This is a genomic window from Roseibium aggregatum (assembly GCF_014692675.1).
In the GTDB taxonomy this organism is placed as follows: Bacteria; Pseudomonadota; Alphaproteobacteria; order Rhizobiales; family Stappiaceae; genus Roseibium; species Roseibium aggregatum_C.
Map to the genome: position 1 here is coordinate 100,972 of NZ_JABFCZ010000016.1, position 14,828 is coordinate 115,799.

Consider the following 14,828-nt stretch of genomic DNA (forward strand, 5'->3'; position numbering starts at 1 on the left):
GGGTCTTCGTAAGATCAGCCTTACCGAATTTGACAGGCTTCTACCTCTCCGGTCCCGGCTCGCGCTGTCGCTTGGCCGGGATGACTTTGGAGAGGAAGAGTTTCGCCGGCAGAATAAGCCCCTGTCCTTGAAAGGGCAGGGGCTTCCTGTTTGTCGACTAGCTCGCCAGACGGCGAACGCGCATATGGGGGACGCCGTCGGAGGTCTTGGCGGCGGTGACGCCGTATTCATCCACCGTGGCGGTCACGCGGGTCCGGTAGGCGGAGAAACTGTCGAAGGTCACCACGTCGACCGGCTCGTCGAAGCGGACGGTCACCCGCAGGTGCCCGTTCGCACCAACGGCCGCCACGCCGATGACTTCGCCGGTAAACGGCTGATGCAGATACTCTCCGCTCACCCGGTCGCCGAGCGACAGCAGCACCTTCGGCCCGTTTCCGGCAGCCGCGTGCAGGGTGTTCCAGTCACGGTAGCCGTATTGCCGGGCAACCAGTTCCAGTGCCAGGCCGTGGCCGAGCGGTTTGCCGTCCACCACGGGAACGGCCGTGCGTAATCTTTTCGCCTGAGCCTTGAGCTCGGAAATCGTCGGTAGGGACATTGCTAACGCCTTTCATGTCGTCACAGGCGCATTCGACGGGGCTCGCATTGCCATCGGCCTGCATGAACATGCAAAGGCTGATTGAGCCGGCAGGCATTCAAAAACGAATTCTCTGCCGGGAAGGTTTCACCAAGGGCTTTCACCCGCGAGCGGCCGGGACCTTCTGCCCGGATGCCCAGATAGGAAGGCGTCCGGCTTTTGTCAATGCCGGACGCCGGATTGCGTTTGCCTGGTCTAGAGAACCCGGCCCGGATTGAGCAGGTCCTTGGGATCGAAGGCGGCCTTGACCCTTTGCATCAGGTCGAGTTCCAGTTCGCTCTTCACGCCTTTCAAAAGGTCGCGCTTCAGGCGCCCGATGCCGTGTTCGGCGGAAATCGATCCGTGGAAGTCATGGACGATCCCGTGGACGATGGCATTCATCTCGTCCCACTTGGAAAGATAGTCTTCCTTGTCCGCGCCGAGGGGCTGGCTGACGTTGAAGTGAATGTTGCCGTCGCCGAGGTGGCCGAAGGGAACCGGCCGGCAGCCCGGAACGAACTCGGTCACGGCGGCCATGGCCTTGTCCAGGAACGCCGGGATCGAGGCGACCGGCACGGAGACATCGTGCTTGATCGAGCCGCCCTCGTGTTTCTGAACCTCCGACATGCCGTGGCGGATGTGCCAGAAGTCCTTCACCTGGGCCAGGCTCTGGGCGAAGGCGGCGTCTTCCACGAGGCCGGCCTCGAAGGCCTCGCCGAGGATCGATTCCATCAGGTCGCGAACCGGAAAGGCTTCCGAGCCGCTGGACAGTTCCATCAGCACGTACCAGTCATGGGTGCCTTCCAGCGGATCGCGGGCGCCGTCCAGGTGGGCGACGCAGAAGTCGACCCCGATGCGCGGCAGGATTTCAAAGCCTGTCAGCACCGGTCCTGCCTGCGCCTTGGTGATGGAAAACAGCTTCAGCGCGTCGTGCGGGCTGGCCAGACCGATGAAGGCGACTTCCAGCTTTTTCGGCTTGGGGAATAGTTTCAGGGAAGCAGCGGTGATGATGCCGAGCGTCCCTTCCGCGCCGATAAATAATTGTTTCAAATCATAACCGGTATTGTCCTTGCGCAGGGTGCGCAGACCGTTCCAGATGTCGCCGTTGGGAAGCACCACTTCCAGCCCCAGAACCAGATCGCGGGTGTTGCCATAGGCAAGCACGGCGGTGCCGCCGGCATTGGTGGAGATGTTGCCGCCGATCTGGCAGGAGCCCTGGGCGCCGAGTGACAAGGGGAACAGCCGGTCGACCTTTTCCGCTTCGTTCTGCAGCGTCTCCAGCACCACGCCGGAATCGACCGTGATGGTGAACCCGTCCGGATCGACATGGCGGACCTTGTTCATCCGGCCGAGGCAAAGCACGATTTCATCACCGGTTTCCGTAGGAATCTGACCGCCGACGAGCCCCGTGTTGCCGCCCTGCGGAACGATCTTCAGGCCGTTCTCGTAAGCATAGGTCAGGACCGCGCTGACTTCCTCCGTCGAGCCCGGGCGCAGCACCATGGGCGCCGTGCCGCGGTAAAGGTCGCGCTGTTCGACCAGAAAGGGCGCCTTGTCTTCCGGGGTGGTCAGAACGTTGCCGGCACCAATGATCTCGGCAAAACGGTCGGCATGGGAGTTTCGCTCCATGAGCGCGGATCCTCGTCTTTGGATTGGGTGAATTTGGCCGGCAACATAGTTGGTTGGATCGCGCGCGTCGACCGTTCATTCCACAGGGTCCGGCTTGAAGGAACAGGGGGGGTATGCCATAGGAAGCTGCCCTCTCGGGTGGTTAAGGGAATCCTTCTGGAGATGACGATGGCGGAAACGCGCGGACTTATGAGCGGCAAACGCGGACTGATCATGGGCCTGGCGAACAACAAGTCGATTGCATGGGGCATTGCGAAGTCCCTCAGCGACGCGGGCGCCGAACTGGCTCTGACCTATCAGGGCGATGCCTTGAAAAAGCGCGTGGAACCTCTCGCCGAACAGCTCGGTGCTTTCGTGGTCGGTCATTGCGATGTGACCGAGGCCGAAACCATCGATACTGTCTTCAAGGTTCTGGAAGACAAATGGGGCAGGATCGACTTCGTCGTTCACGCCATCGCGTTTTCCGACAAGGAAGAACTGACCGGCCGGTTCGTGGACACCACGTCGGCGAATTTCGCCCGCACCATGGACATCTCCTGCTATTCGCTGACCGCCGTCACCCAGCGCGCGGAGAAGCTGATGACCGAGGGCGGCTCGATCCTGACGCTGACCTATTACGGCGCGGAAAAGGTCATGCCCCATTACAACGTCATGGGCGTTGCCAAGGCAGCCCTTGAAACCAGCGTCCGCTATCTGGCCATGGACCTCGGTCCGAAGAACATCCGCGTCAACGCCATTTCGGCCGGTCCGATCAAGACCCTGGCGGCTTCCGGCATCGGCGACTTCCGCTACATTCTGAAGTGGAACGAATACAATTCGCCGCTGCGCCGGACGGTCACGATCGAGGAAGTCGGCGACAGTGCCCTGTTCCTGCTTTCCGATCTGAGCCGCGGCGTGACCGGCGAGATCCAGCATGTCGACTGCGGCTACAACATTGTCGGGATGAAGGCGGTCGACGCGCCCGACATTGCCGTGGTCAAGGATTGATCCTGCGCTCTCTTGAAATGGCCGGTTTGCCGGCCATTTTTCTGATTAGCTATCCATTCCTGCCATTCCGAGCCGAACACAAGGGCCGCCCAGATCACTCTGCCGGTTTTTTCGATGACGACCGTCCTGCCGCGTTTGCACAACCCGGGTCTCCTGATTTTCCTTCGCCACGGCGAGACCGACTGGAATGCGGAAGGCCGCATGCAGGGGCAGAAGGATATCCCGCTGAACGCGACGGGCGTGGAGCAGGCCCGCCAAAACGGTCAGCGCCTGAAGGCCTTTCTCGAAAATGCGCGGATCGATCCTTCGGAACTGGATTTTATGGCGTCGCCTCTGGGACGCACCCGAATGACCATGGAACTTGCCCGGACCGAAATGGGTCTGGCGCCGGGGGCCTATCGCCTGGAAGAGCGGCTGAAGGAACTGACCTTCGGCTCCTGGGAAGGCAGCACGCTGGAGGAAATCGCCGAAACCGCTCCGGAGCTCGTTGAGAGGCGGCGGGCCGACAAATGGGGATTTGTCCCGCCCGGCGGCGGCGAGAGCTACGAAATGCTGACGCAGCGCATCGGCGGATGGCTCGAGACGGTCGACCGGCCGAGTGTCGTCGTGGCCCATGGCGGCGTGTTCCGGGTCCTGCGTGGCCTTCTGGAAGGTCTTGAAAAGCGGCGCGTGCCGAAACTTCCCGTACCACAGGACGTCGTCTTCATCTGGCGTGACGGACGGCTGGAGGAAATTTGAGCCTCGTCGGAAACCCTTTGCCGCGGGAACGCGACACCGGGTCTTGAGCTGACGGGCGTCATGCCGTATCGCTTGCGCCAACGGTTTCCGGACCTGTAGATGGTGCTGCCGCCTGCAGTTCGAAGACCCGAAGATCAAAGGCTGCCGCCGAACCCCGCTGGAAAGCATAGACATGTCGCATAATATTTTCGGTCATCTGTTTCGGGTCATGACCTGGGGCGAAAGCCATGGTCCTGCAATCGGGTGTGTGGTCGACGGCTGCCCGCCTTTGCTGCCTTTGACGGAGGCCGATATCCAGGGGTTCATGGACAAGCGCAAGCCCGGTCAGTCGCGTTTTACCACCCAGCGCCGCGAGCCGGACGAAGTCCGGATCCTGTCCGGCGTCATGATCGATGACGACGGCGTTCAAAAGACCACCGGCACGCCGATTTCCCTCATGGTGGAGAACACCGACCAGCGGTCCAAGGACTATTCGGAAATCAAGGACCGGTTCCGTCCCGGTCACGCCGATTATACCTATGATGCGAAATACGGCATTCGCGACTATCGCGGCGGCGGCCGGTCCTCGGCGCGCGAAACCGCCATGCGTGTGGCGGCCGGCGCGATCGCCCGCAAGGTCCTCAGCGGCGTCACCATCCGCGGCGCGCTGGTCCAGGTCGGGCCGCACAAGATCGACCGGTCCAACTGGAACTGGGGCGAGGTCGACAACAACGCCTTTTTCTGTCCGGACAAGGCGGCGGCCGAATTCTGGGCCGACTATCTGGACGGCATCCGCAAGAGCGGATCCTCCGTCGGTGCGGTGATCGAGGTTGTCGCGGAGGGCGTGCCGGCCGGCTGGGGGGCGCCGATCTACGGCAAGCTCGACACCGAAATCGCCGCGGCTCTCATGTCGATCAACGCCGTGAAGGGCGTGGAGATCGGTAACGGGTTCGAAGCCGCGACCCTGACCGGCGAGGAAAACGCCGACGAAATGCGCATAGGCAACGACGGCAAGCCGTTTTTCCTGTCCAACAATGCCGGCGGTATCCTGGGCGGCATTTCAAACGGCGATCCGATTGTCGCCCGCTTCGCCGTCAAGCCGACGTCGTCGATCCTGACCGAACGCAAGTCGGTCACCCGCCAGGGAGAGGAAGTCGACGTCATGACCAAGGGCCGCCACGATCCTTGCGTCGGCATCCGGGCGGTGCCGGTCGGCGAGGCCATGATGGCATGCGTGCTTGCCGATCATTTCCTGCGTCATCGCGGCCAGGTCGGCTAGGGCGAATTGCCGTCGAAAAAGGCCGGCGGTTACATCTCGTTACAATTTTGTGCCGCCCGCGACGCTGGATCGCGGGAGGGAGCTTCCTAAAACTACTGACATCAGATCTGTGATCTGCCGTCTTTTCGGAGGGAAGCAATGAACGATATGACGCCGGTTGTGCGGAAGACCGCGAAGGATTTTCCGCAGGAGCTTTTGGAACTCTACGATTACTACGTGCATGGAAAGATCACCAAGCGCGCGTTTCTGGAAGGCGCGGGCAAATTCGCCGTTGCCGGGGTGACGGCAGCCATGCTGCTCGACCAGCTCTCGCCGAACTACGCGCTGGCCCAGCAGGTGCCGCCCGACGACGCCTCGATCGTGACTGAGCGGATCACCTATCCCTCGCCGAACGGCCATGGCGAGGTGAACGGCTATCTGGTCCGCCCGGCCGGAGCCACCGGCAAGTTGCCCGCCGTCCTGGTCGTGCACGAGAACCGTGGCCTCAATCCCTATATCGAGGACGTGGCACGCCGCATGGGCAAGGCAGGTTTCATGGCGCTCGCGCCCGACGGGCTGACCTCTGTCGGCGGTTATCCCGGCAATGACGACGAGGGCCGTGAACTGCAGAAGACCGTCGACGGCACCAAGCTGATGAACGATTTCTTCGCCGGTTTCGAATATCTGCGTGGCCGGGACGACTGCACGGGCAAGGTCGGTGCGGTCGGCTTCTGCTACGGCGGCGGCGTGGTCAATGCCATCGCGGTCGCCTATCCGGAACTGGCCGCCGGCGTGCCGTTCTACGGCCGTCAGCCGAAGGCGGAGGACGTCGCAAACATCCAGGCGCCGCTGCTCCTGCAATACGCGGCCCTGGACGAGCGCATCAACGCGGGCTGGCCGGCCTATGAGGACGCCCTGAAAAAGGCGGGCAAGACGTATACCGCCTATATCTATCCGGACGTCAATCACGGGTTCCACAACGATACGACGCCGCGCTACGACGAGGCGGCGGCAAAGCTCGCCGAGGAACGCACCATCGCGTTCTTCAACGAGAACCTAAAATAGAGCGTCCGCGAGAGGCTTGACGAAAATCAGCAGCAGCCCCGAGCCAAGCAGGGCTGCTGTTTTCGGTATCGACCGGGTGGCGATCAGCCCGTAGGAGATCAATCCGAGTCCGACGCCGATCTGGACGAAGGCGACGAGGGCCGCGAGCGGTTCGCTCGACAGTGAAATCAGGGCGGGATTAGCGATCATGCCCAACGGGATGACATAGAGCCCGACCCCGAGGCCCATCGCGGTTATGGCCACTTTCAGCCAGTTCTCGCCCACCATGCCGGCCGCAATGAAGACGGCGCCGCAGACCGGCGGGGTAATGGTCGACAGCAGCGCGAACCAGAATACGAAGAGATGGGACTGCAGCGGGGCGAGACCAAGCTGGGTGAGCGCCGGTCCCGCGACCGAGACGCAGATGACATAGGCCGCCGTCGTCGGCACCTCCATGCCCAGGATAAGGCAGGCGAGTGCGGTGAGCAGAAGCGACGGCCACAGCAGCCCGCCCGAACCGGACAGGATCAGCGAGGTGATCTTCACCCCAAGGCCGGTAATCGACAGGACGCCGATGATGATCGAGGCGCATAGAATGATCGATGCGATCATCGCCACCTGCCGGGCCGCGTTCACCAGCGCTTCCTCGATACGCAGCAGCGCATCCTTCAGGTTCACCGACAGGCTTGCGTCAAGGAAAAGCAGGATGAAGCCGGTGAGAATGGCAAGGCTTGCCGAATATTGCGGCGTGTAGCCGGCGGCGAACATCCCCCACATCAGCACGCTGAACGGCACCAGGAAGAAGGCGGTGGTGATCACCGTGTTCTTCAGGTCGGGACGGTCGGCCGCATCGAGACCCTTGAGCTCCAGTGTGCGGGCATGGGCGTTGATGCCGATCCAGACCGCAATGAAGTAAAGCAGGGCGGGCAGGATCGCGGCGCCCATGATCGTGGTGTAGGGAACGCCGGTCAGTTCGACCATGACAAAGGCGCCCGCTCCCATGAGGGGCGGCATGATCTGACCGCCCGAGGACGCAACCGCTTCGACGGCGCCTGCCAGCCGCTTCGGGTAGCCGAGCCTCGTCATGGCGGGAAGGGTGATGGCGCCCGTAGAGGCCACATTGGCGGAGGCGGAACCGGAAATCGAACCGAACAGGGCGGAGGAGATGATCGAGACTTTGGCCGCGCCGCCGTTGAGGCGGCCGGCGGCGGCAGCGGCCACGTTCATGAATCCCTTTCCGGCTTCCCCCGCATTAAGCACGGCGCCGAAGATCACGAAGATGGCGACGACGGACACGGAGACGCCCGCAAGGCTGCCCCAGATGCCGCCCTCGGCGATGGTGAGCGTGCCGAGAAAACTTTCAAGCGGTGTGCCGGCATGGCCGAACTCGCCGGGGATATACTGGCCGAACAGGCCGTAGGCGAGCGCAAGGAGCGCCACCAGCGGCAGCGGCCAGTTGATGGCGCGCCGGGCGGCTTCGAGAACGGTCGCCAGAAGAACCACGGCGATTGCGATCTGAAAGCCGCCTTCCAGGAAACCGTATTGATCGAGCAGCCGTTCGTGGTTCACGGCCACCCAGACGCTGGCGCCAATCCCGAAAAGCGCAAACAGCCATCCGGTCACGCGCCGGAAGGGGGAGGCCGGAACGAACAGGAAGATCCACGGCAGTGCGAGCGCCAGGTGCAGCGGCCGGCTGACCAGGTTGGGCACCAGGCCGGAAAAGATCAGCCCCAGATGAAACAGGACGAGAATTGCCGCGCAAAGCAGGCGGCCGAACCGGACGAGACGATCCGCGGATGGGGATTGGTTGTGCATGAAAGGCTCAGCAAGACGGTCCCCGGACAGTAAGGTTGTCCGGGGACCGGAAGGGAACGGCAGGTTATTTCTGCGCGTCGGTCAGCGGAAAGCCGGCTTCCTCGTAATAGCGCAGGGCGCCCGGATGGATCTTGCCGGTGATCGTGGCCATCAGGCCCTGGTCGACCCCGTTCCACCAGCGGCTTGTTTCGCCCATGGCTGCCTTGGTTTCCCAGAACGTCTTGGTGAGCTGGTAGGCCGTGTCGTCGTCCATCGCCAGGGTCGTGTAAGCCACCACCGGAAGCGACGTGGTCGTGATGTCCGTGTCCTGGCCTGCATAGGTGCCGGCCGGAATGACCAGCTTGGACCGCTTGGTCTCGGCAATCTGGTCGTCCGTCAGCGACAGCACGGTGACATCGGTCGACGCAGCCGCTTCGACCACGTTCGGAGCCGGCCACGAGCCGGCGGTGACGAAGCCGTCGATCTGGCCGTTCTTCAGCGCCGGGACCGCGTTGGAGAGTTCCACCTCGGCCAGCTTGACCTTGCCTTCAAGGCCGAAGAGCTTCAGATATTTCTCCCCTTCCTTCGCGCCGAAAGAGCCCTTGCCGAGCAGGATTGTCTTGCCGTCCAGTCCGGCGAAGTCGGTCACACCGCTTTTCTTGGCCATGACGAAATGCATGGTCAGGGACGGGATTGGAAACAACGCCCGGATATCGTCGAATTTCGGGCTGGTCTTGTCCTTGAACATGGCCTTGCCGGCCTGGGCCAGTCCGATTAGCGCGGGCGGTGTCGTGAACACGTAATCGCCGCCACGGGCGCGGGTTTCCATGACGTTCTGTACCGAACCCTGGCTTTCCTCGACGGTCACGATGATCTCGCCCTTCGAGCCGGCCTTCGTCGCTTCGGCGATCTCGACTCCCATCTGGTAATAGGAGGATCCGGTCTTGGCAGACTTGTAGGTGATCCGCGTTTCCGCGGACGCCGGCAGGGTAACCGCCAGGCCGGCGAGGGCGACGAGGCCCGTACGAAGTATCTTGTTGAGCATGGTTTCCTCCTGATCGGCGCACGGTGTTTATTCCCGTGTCGCCTTGTTATTTCGCCTGGATATAGGTCGCTGGCAGCGTTCGGTCGAACACCAACAACGATTGGTATTACTCCGAGCAAGCCACATTGCAATCTCGTATGCAACCGATCCGGCCTTGAAAAACAGAAGGTTTTCTGCCTGGCTGGCCAAAGGCGCGGAAGATGCCGGCCGCGGCTTGATTTGCCGGGTGCCGCGCGCAGCCGGCGATCCCGATCCAGGCCGTCAGGAGGACAGGCTTTTGCGGTACTCTTCCACCGGCAATCCGCCGATCCCCCAATGCTCCATGTCCACTTCGTCGATGACAACCACGGTGGTCGCCGGCGTCTTGTTGAGGACGTCGACCAGGAGATCGGTGACGCCCTTGATGAGAGCCGCTTTCTGCTCCCCCGTTGCTCCCTCCCGGGTGATCTTGATGTTCACGTAAGGCATTTGGAGATCTCCTGTCAGCTTGTCGGGCCTGTGGCGGGGGAAACGTGGTCGTAGTGGAAGACCTTGGAAATGATCCGCCAGGTACCGCCGGTCTTGATGAAGGTCAGCAGGTCGGTGAAATAGCGGGAGCCGACTGCGCAATGGGCGCGGACGATCGCCGTCCTTGGACCGGCAAATCCGATGGAAACGATCTCGTCCGCCCTCGCTTCGCTCCGGCTGGCCGGTGACGGGCGCGCATCGACGATATCGAAGTAGCTTTTCATGGTAAGCCGGGTGAGGTCGTCATCGGTTGCGCAGACGTAATGCGCATCCGGGTGAAATACCTGTCCCAGCCTCTCGGTGTCGCTGTGATAAAGGCCGTCGAAATAGACCTGCATCTGCGCCTGCAGGGCTGCGAAATCCTCGGTCATGATGTGATCCTTGGAAGGGGCCGCAAGACCCGCATGCGATGCACGGGTCTTGCGGTGTTGGGATGTCAGTTGATCAGGCCTTCGCGCTTCATGGCCGCTTGAACCTTCGGCCGGGCGCCGACCCGGGCAACATAGGCCTGGACATACGGCCACGGGCTGAGATCGAGATCGATCACGCCGGCCCAGTTGGCAACGACGAACGTGTAGGCATCTGCGACGGAGAAATCATCGCCCATCACATAGGCGCGTCCGTCGGACAGCATGCCGTTCAGACGGTCGAAGCGGCTCTTGAGCTTCTTCATCGCTTGCTCCTCCAGCGCCCCTTCCGGCTTGACGGCGGCGAAGAAGGGGCCGAACGACTTGTGCAGTTCGGACGCGGTGAAGTTCAGGGATTCCTGAAGCCTCAGACGGTCCCGTGTCCCGGCGGGAGGCGCAAGCTTTGCGTCGGGATGCGTATCCGCCAGGTACTGCAGGATGACCGGGGCTTCCAGCAGGATATCGCTGCCGTCGATTTCGAGGGCCGGAACATATCCCAGTGGATTGACCATGGTGAAGTTCTGGCCGGTTTCGGTTTCCTTGCTGGCAAGATCGACCTTCTCCAGATCGTAAGTCGCATCGAGTTCGTTGAGTGCGATATGGACCGCGAGCGAGCACACGCCGGGCGCATAATAGAGTTTCATGCGTATCGTTCCTTGACTGTCATGAGTTACGGAAATCGTGAGATCGGCCGGTCTCGGACAAAGATCTAGGAAGTGGGGTATATCTTGTAAACCAGGTATCCTAATGATACTGGATTATCGGGTTTCCCAAAGGAAACCGGAGGATCGAAATGGCTTTGAAAATGCGCAAGAACCGAAGCCCGCTGCCGCCCGAGCGATGCCCGCTGCTGGAATGCATGTCGATCATCGGCGGCGCGTGGACACCCAGCATCATCTGGTACCTGCGTGGCGGCCCCAGGCGGTTCAGCGAACTCAGGGCGGATATCCCCCAGATCTCGCCCAAGGTGCTGACCAGACGGCTGCGGGAACTGGAGGAAGGCGGCGTTCTGGAGCGCAAGGTGCAGGAAACGTCACCGCCCTCGGTGGAATACAGCCTCAATGAACTGGGCATGCGTCTCGTTCCCGCGATCGAGGCGATTGCAGCCGTCGGAGAGGAGTTGAAACAGCGCAATGCCGGCAGCGCGGACGATCTTTCCCAGGCCTTCCAGATCAAGCATTTTCGCGGCGCCCGGAACTATTCCGGCGGGAAAGATACTGCGTCCTAAACCTTCCGGTACGCCCGGAGTCTCTCCAGGATCTGCTCCGGATCGGCGGACAGGGTATGCAACTGGATCACAAGCGTATCGGTGCCGTCGGCTTCGCGGCGGGCCTTCCAGTTGCGCATCATCACCTTTTTCCACGCCGGATAAATCTGCGGGCCGGAAACCGCATCGGCCAGCGGCCGCGTGAGCGAGACTTCCAGCCTGGCCAGTTCGATATTTCGGACAGCGGTGCGGCGCAGGTCGAACTTCCGGATCGACGCCCAGTCGATAAAGCCGATCCGTTCGACGAAAAAACCGTCCGCATTTGCGCCGATCTGCGGAACGCGCCGGTCGAGCATCGGGTAGTGCCAGAAGGCGACAGCCAGCGGCGCAAGGGCGACCAGCGCCATCACCGGCATATCCGCGGCAATGGACACGACCACCAGAAGCCCGCCCAGAAACAGGCCTCCGTATACCATTGCATCGCCACTTGACCTGTCGAAACCAATCGCGAAGGGAGCCGGTCCCGTCGGTTTCTCCAGATCACTGAACGGATCGGCATCCGTATTGCTCATGTGCCTCACTTCGCCTGCTGCCGGGTTGTCGATCCTGTAACTTTCAGGTGCTTCGGCAGTGTTGTCAAAGGCGCGCCGCACTCAAGCAGGCCGAAGGCCGATAGTGCACAAAATAGCACGCCCGCACTCAAGCAGGCCGAAGGCCGGTAGTGCACAAAATAGCACGCCCGCACTCAAGCAGGCCGAAGGCCGGTAGTGCAAAAAATCATCTTCAGACCGTGCCGCGCGTCTCCGGCGAGCCGACCCGCAGGATTCTGGAAATGGCAAAGGCCATCACCGCACACACGGCGATGGTTGCGACCATGGGCAGCGCGGTGCCGTCGAAGAACGGGCTGGCCGCCGCGATCATCAATCCGCCGATCACCATCTGCAGCGTGCCGCCCAGAGACGAGGCGAGACCGGCGATGTGGCCGTGCTGATCGAGTGCAAGCACCATCGCGGTCGGAATAACCAGGCCGAGGCAGGCATTGCCGGCAAACAGGAAGGCAATCAGGACAGGCAGCGACCCCATGCCCGCTGCAGTGAGCGCCAGCAGGGACAGTTCGATGACGAAAAAGCCCGCGGTGGCCCAGGCGATCATCCGCGACATGCCGAAGCGCTCGCCGAGACCGGCTGCGAACTGGGAGGAGGAGAAGAAGCCGATGGCATTGACGGCAAAGGCCAGGCTGAACTGCAGCAGGCTCAGGCCGTATTGCTGGGTGTAGACGAAGGAGGCGCTGGCGATGAAGACGAAGAAGCTCGCCAGGCCGCAGCCGCCGATCAGTGTCAGGCCCATGAACCTGGAATCCGACAGGAGTTCGCGGGAGCCGGCTACAAGGTTCCTCACATTCACCGGCGTTCTGTTCTCGGGCGCCAGCGTCTCCGGCAGGGTCGTGGCGACCAAGGTGATGCTGCACAGGGCCGCCACCGCCAGGAACAGGAAGATCGCCGGCCAGCCGCCAAGCGCGATCAGGCCGGTGCCGGCCAGAGGCGCGAGCATCGGGGAGACGCTGATGACCAGCATGACCAGCGCCATCAGCCGAGTCGCCTCGTAGCCGGTATGCAGGTCGCGAATGATCGCCCGCGGCACGACCATGACCACGGCCGCGCCGATGCCCTGCACGAACCGGGCGGCAATCAGCCATTCGATCGTCGGTGCAAAGGCACAGCCGAGCGAGCCGAGAAAGAAGATCGTCAGTCCCACATAGACCGGCAGCTTGCGCCCGACCTGATCGGACAGCGGCCCGTAGATCATCTGCGAAATGCCGAACGACAGAAAAAAGACGGTCAGCGTCATCTGTGTGGCGGCGACGGACGCATGAAGCCCTTCTCCGATCGCGGGAAGGGCGGGGAGATAGATATCGATCGAAAACGGGCCGACAGCCGACATCAGGCCGAGCACGACCGCAGAGCGAAACAAACCGCTGGACATGGTCCGAAGTCCTGGAAAATTCAAAATATGAAAACCGGAAAGGCGCAGGCGGCCCGGAACGCGGTGTGATGAACAAGGGCGCGAACCGAATGGATTAAAGCTAAGGGCGGGGATAGCCTGGCACAATGGCCGAAACCTGTGTTTCGGTCATTTGGTCCCTGCTGTGGCCGAAATGCCATGCAGGCGGGAATTGATGAGGGAGCCCGGTACCGCCGGAGCGGTACCGGAAAAAGCAGGGCTATAGCCGAGCCGGATCAGTGATCCAGGATCTCGGTTTCCTCGATCTTGATGTCGAACCCTTCCAGCCCGACATAATGCCGCTCGCGGGAGGCAAGCAGGCGGATGGAGGTCACGCCGAGGTCCTTGAGGATCTGGGCGCCGAGGCCGATTTCCCGCCATTGTTCCTGGCGTGCCTGTGCCGAGCTGTGCTCTTCGGTTTCGGCTGCCTCGAGCTCGCTGCGCGGGCGGGTGGACTGGCGGGCAACGCCGACCGAGCCTTCGCGCAGGTAGACGATGATGCCGCGGCCCCGTTCGGCGAAATGCTTCATCGTCGCGTCGAGCGGCTGGTTCTTGCCGAAGACGTCGTCGAGCACGGATTCGAGCTGCAGCCGGACCGGCACGTTGCGCCCGTCCAGAATATCCCCGTAGACGATGGCGACATGGTGCATCGGGTCGTAGGGGGTGGAATAGGTCATGGCATAGGCCGGGCCGACGATGGTGTCGACCGGCTGCTCGTTGATCCGTTCCACCAGCCGTTCGGTGCGCTGGCGCCAGGCGATCAGGTCGGAAACGGAAACCATCTTCAGGTCATGCTCGGCAGCGAAATCGGCCACCTGCGCGCCGCGCTTGACAGTCCCGTCGTCATTGACGAGCTCGCTGATGACGCCCACTTCGGTCAGTCCGGCCAGCCGGCACAGATCGACGGCAGCCTCGGTGTGACCGGAGCGCATCAGAACGCCGCCTTCCTTGGCCACCAGCGGGAAGATATGGCCCGGCCGGACGAAATCTTCCGCGGCCACATTCGAATTGGCCAGCGCACGCACGGTGGAGCAGCGCTCCTCCGCGGAAATGCCGGTCGTTAGCCCCTGGCGGTAGTCGACGGAGATGGTGAAGGCGGTTGCCAGCGGCGCGTCGTTTTCCGCCACCATCGGATCGAGCCGGAGCCGGCGGGCGGCGCTGACCGTCATGGGCGCGCAGACAATGCCGGAGGTGTGGCGGATGACGAAGGCCATCTGCTCCGGTGTCACCTTGGAGGCGGCAACGATCAGATCGCCCTCGTTTTCGCGGTCGTCATCGTCGGTGACGACCACGATTTCGCCGCGCTCGAACGCGCGAATGGCTTCTGCGACACGGGCCTGGGACACGGGATGCTCCTTGGTTGTGGAAAGGCCGAGAAAGTCATTGGGGGTCACCGCGCCGTTGGTGGCTTCGGCGATCTTGCGCGCCATGTCGCGCGACACCCAGACATTCGGATCATTGCAAAGCGCTGTGACCGAGGCGGCAGACAGGTTGGCGCGGCGCGCAAAGGCGCTGCGGCTTTCCCCGTTCTGCGATAGCCAGTGATCCAGTCTCATGTCCGTTCATGTACTGCCCGGACCGGCCGGCCGCAAGCCGATTCCGGAAAAAATTTCAGTATC

15 protein-coding genes are annotated in these 14,828 nt (G+C 62.3%); 5 read left to right on the forward strand and 10 right to left on the reverse strand.

The features are described from left to right. Positions 1-157 precede the first annotated feature (157 nt). Together HK439_RS15310 and HK439_RS15315 are read right to left on the reverse strand one after the other, a co-directional pair. The gene (locus tag HK439_RS15310; protein ID WP_190292392.1) at positions 158-595 is read right to left on the reverse strand and encodes a glyoxalase superfamily protein; all 438 of its coding nucleotides are present in this window, start codon (positions 593-595) and stop codon (positions 158-160) included. Positions 596-829: 234 nt separating this feature from the next. Beyond that, on the reverse strand, positions 830-2,242 hold the full coding sequence (locus HK439_RS15315; RefSeq protein WP_190292393.1) for an FAD-binding oxidoreductase: 1,413 nt from the start codon (positions 2,240-2,242) through the stop codon (positions 830-832). Positions 2,243-2,410: 168 nt separating this feature from the next. On the opposite strand from HK439_RS15315, the gene fabI reads away from it, so the two are divergent. The 4 genes from fabI to yghX all read left to right on the forward strand — a co-directional run bounded on the left by fabI (position 2,411) and on the right by yghX (position 6,269). Continuing rightward, positions 2,411-3,229 carry an enoyl-ACP reductase FabI gene (gene fabI, locus HK439_RS15320; RefSeq protein ID WP_190292394.1) on the forward strand — a complete coding sequence of 273 codons (819 nt, stop codon included), beginning with the start codon at positions 2,411-2,413 and terminating at the stop codon, positions 3,227-3,229. 114 nt (positions 3,230-3,343) lie between these two features. Beyond that, entirely contained in the window at positions 3,344-3,967 is a 624-nt protein-coding gene (locus HK439_RS15325; RefSeq protein ID WP_190292395.1) for a histidine phosphatase family protein, read from the forward strand. A 172-nt stretch (positions 3,968-4,139) separates the two neighbouring features. Then, entirely contained in the window at positions 4,140-5,225 is a 1,086-nt protein-coding gene (aroC, locus tag HK439_RS15330) for a chorismate synthase (protein WP_190292396.1), read from the forward strand. A gap of 138 nt (positions 5,226-5,363) precedes the next feature. After that, complete coding sequence (gene yghX, locus HK439_RS15335; protein ID WP_190292397.1) at positions 5,364-6,269, forward strand: YghX family hydrolase; 906 nt, start codon at positions 5,364-5,366, stop codon at positions 6,267-6,269. On the opposite strand, the gene HK439_RS15340 is transcribed toward yghX, so the two are convergent. The 5 genes from HK439_RS15340 to gstA form a co-directional block, all read right to left on the reverse strand. Further along, on the reverse strand, positions 6,261-8,063 hold the full coding sequence (locus tag HK439_RS15340) for a TRAP transporter permease (protein ID WP_190292398.1): 1,803 nt from the start codon (positions 8,061-8,063) through the stop codon (positions 6,261-6,263). The genes yghX and HK439_RS15340 overlap by 9 nt on opposite strands. Positions 8,064-8,127: 64 nt before the next feature. Next, positions 8,128-9,087, reverse strand: coding sequence for a TAXI family TRAP transporter solute-binding subunit (locus tag HK439_RS15345; RefSeq protein ID WP_190292399.1), 960 nt, complete (start codon positions 9,085-9,087; stop codon positions 8,128-8,130). Positions 9,088-9,348: 261 nt separating this feature from the next. After that, positions 9,349-9,555, reverse strand: a complete 207-nt coding sequence (locus HK439_RS15350) for a tautomerase family protein (protein ID WP_190292400.1) — start codon at positions 9,553-9,555, stop codon at positions 9,349-9,351. A gap of 14 nt (positions 9,556-9,569) precedes the next feature. Further along, the gene (locus HK439_RS15355; RefSeq protein ID WP_190292401.1) at positions 9,570-9,965 is read right to left on the reverse strand and encodes a nuclear transport factor 2 family protein; all 396 of its coding nucleotides are present in this window, start codon (positions 9,963-9,965) and stop codon (positions 9,570-9,572) included. A 65-nt stretch (positions 9,966-10,030) separates the two neighbouring features. Further along, positions 10,031-10,645 carry a glutathione transferase GstA gene (gene gstA, locus HK439_RS15360; protein ID WP_190292402.1) on the reverse strand — a complete coding sequence of 205 codons (615 nt, stop codon included), beginning with the start codon at positions 10,643-10,645 and terminating at the stop codon, positions 10,031-10,033. 149 nt (positions 10,646-10,794) lie between these two features. Here gstA and HK439_RS15365 point away from each other — a divergent pair, with 149 nt between their 5' ends. Further along, positions 10,795-11,229 carry a winged helix-turn-helix transcriptional regulator gene (locus HK439_RS15365; RefSeq protein WP_190292403.1) on the forward strand — a complete coding sequence of 145 codons (435 nt, stop codon included), beginning with the start codon at positions 10,795-10,797 and terminating at the stop codon, positions 11,227-11,229. Here the strand turns inward: HK439_RS15365 and HK439_RS15370 are convergent. The 3 genes from HK439_RS15370 to ribB form a co-directional block, all read right to left on the reverse strand. Next, on the reverse strand, positions 11,226-11,780 hold the full coding sequence (locus HK439_RS15370; protein ID WP_190292404.1) for a hypothetical protein: 555 nt from the start codon (positions 11,778-11,780) through the stop codon (positions 11,226-11,228). The genes HK439_RS15365 and HK439_RS15370 overlap by 4 nt on opposite strands. A 211-nt stretch (positions 11,781-11,991) precedes the next feature. Beyond that, entirely contained in the window at positions 11,992-13,191 is a 1,200-nt protein-coding gene (locus HK439_RS15375; RefSeq protein ID WP_190292405.1) for a multidrug effflux MFS transporter, read from the reverse strand. 254 nt (positions 13,192-13,445) lie between these two features. Then, a complete protein-coding gene (gene ribB, locus HK439_RS15380) occupies positions 13,446-14,765 on the reverse strand; it encodes a 3,4-dihydroxy-2-butanone-4-phosphate synthase (protein ID WP_190292406.1) in 1,320 nt (439 codons plus the stop codon). Between the last annotated feature and the right edge of the window lie 63 nt (positions 14,766-14,828).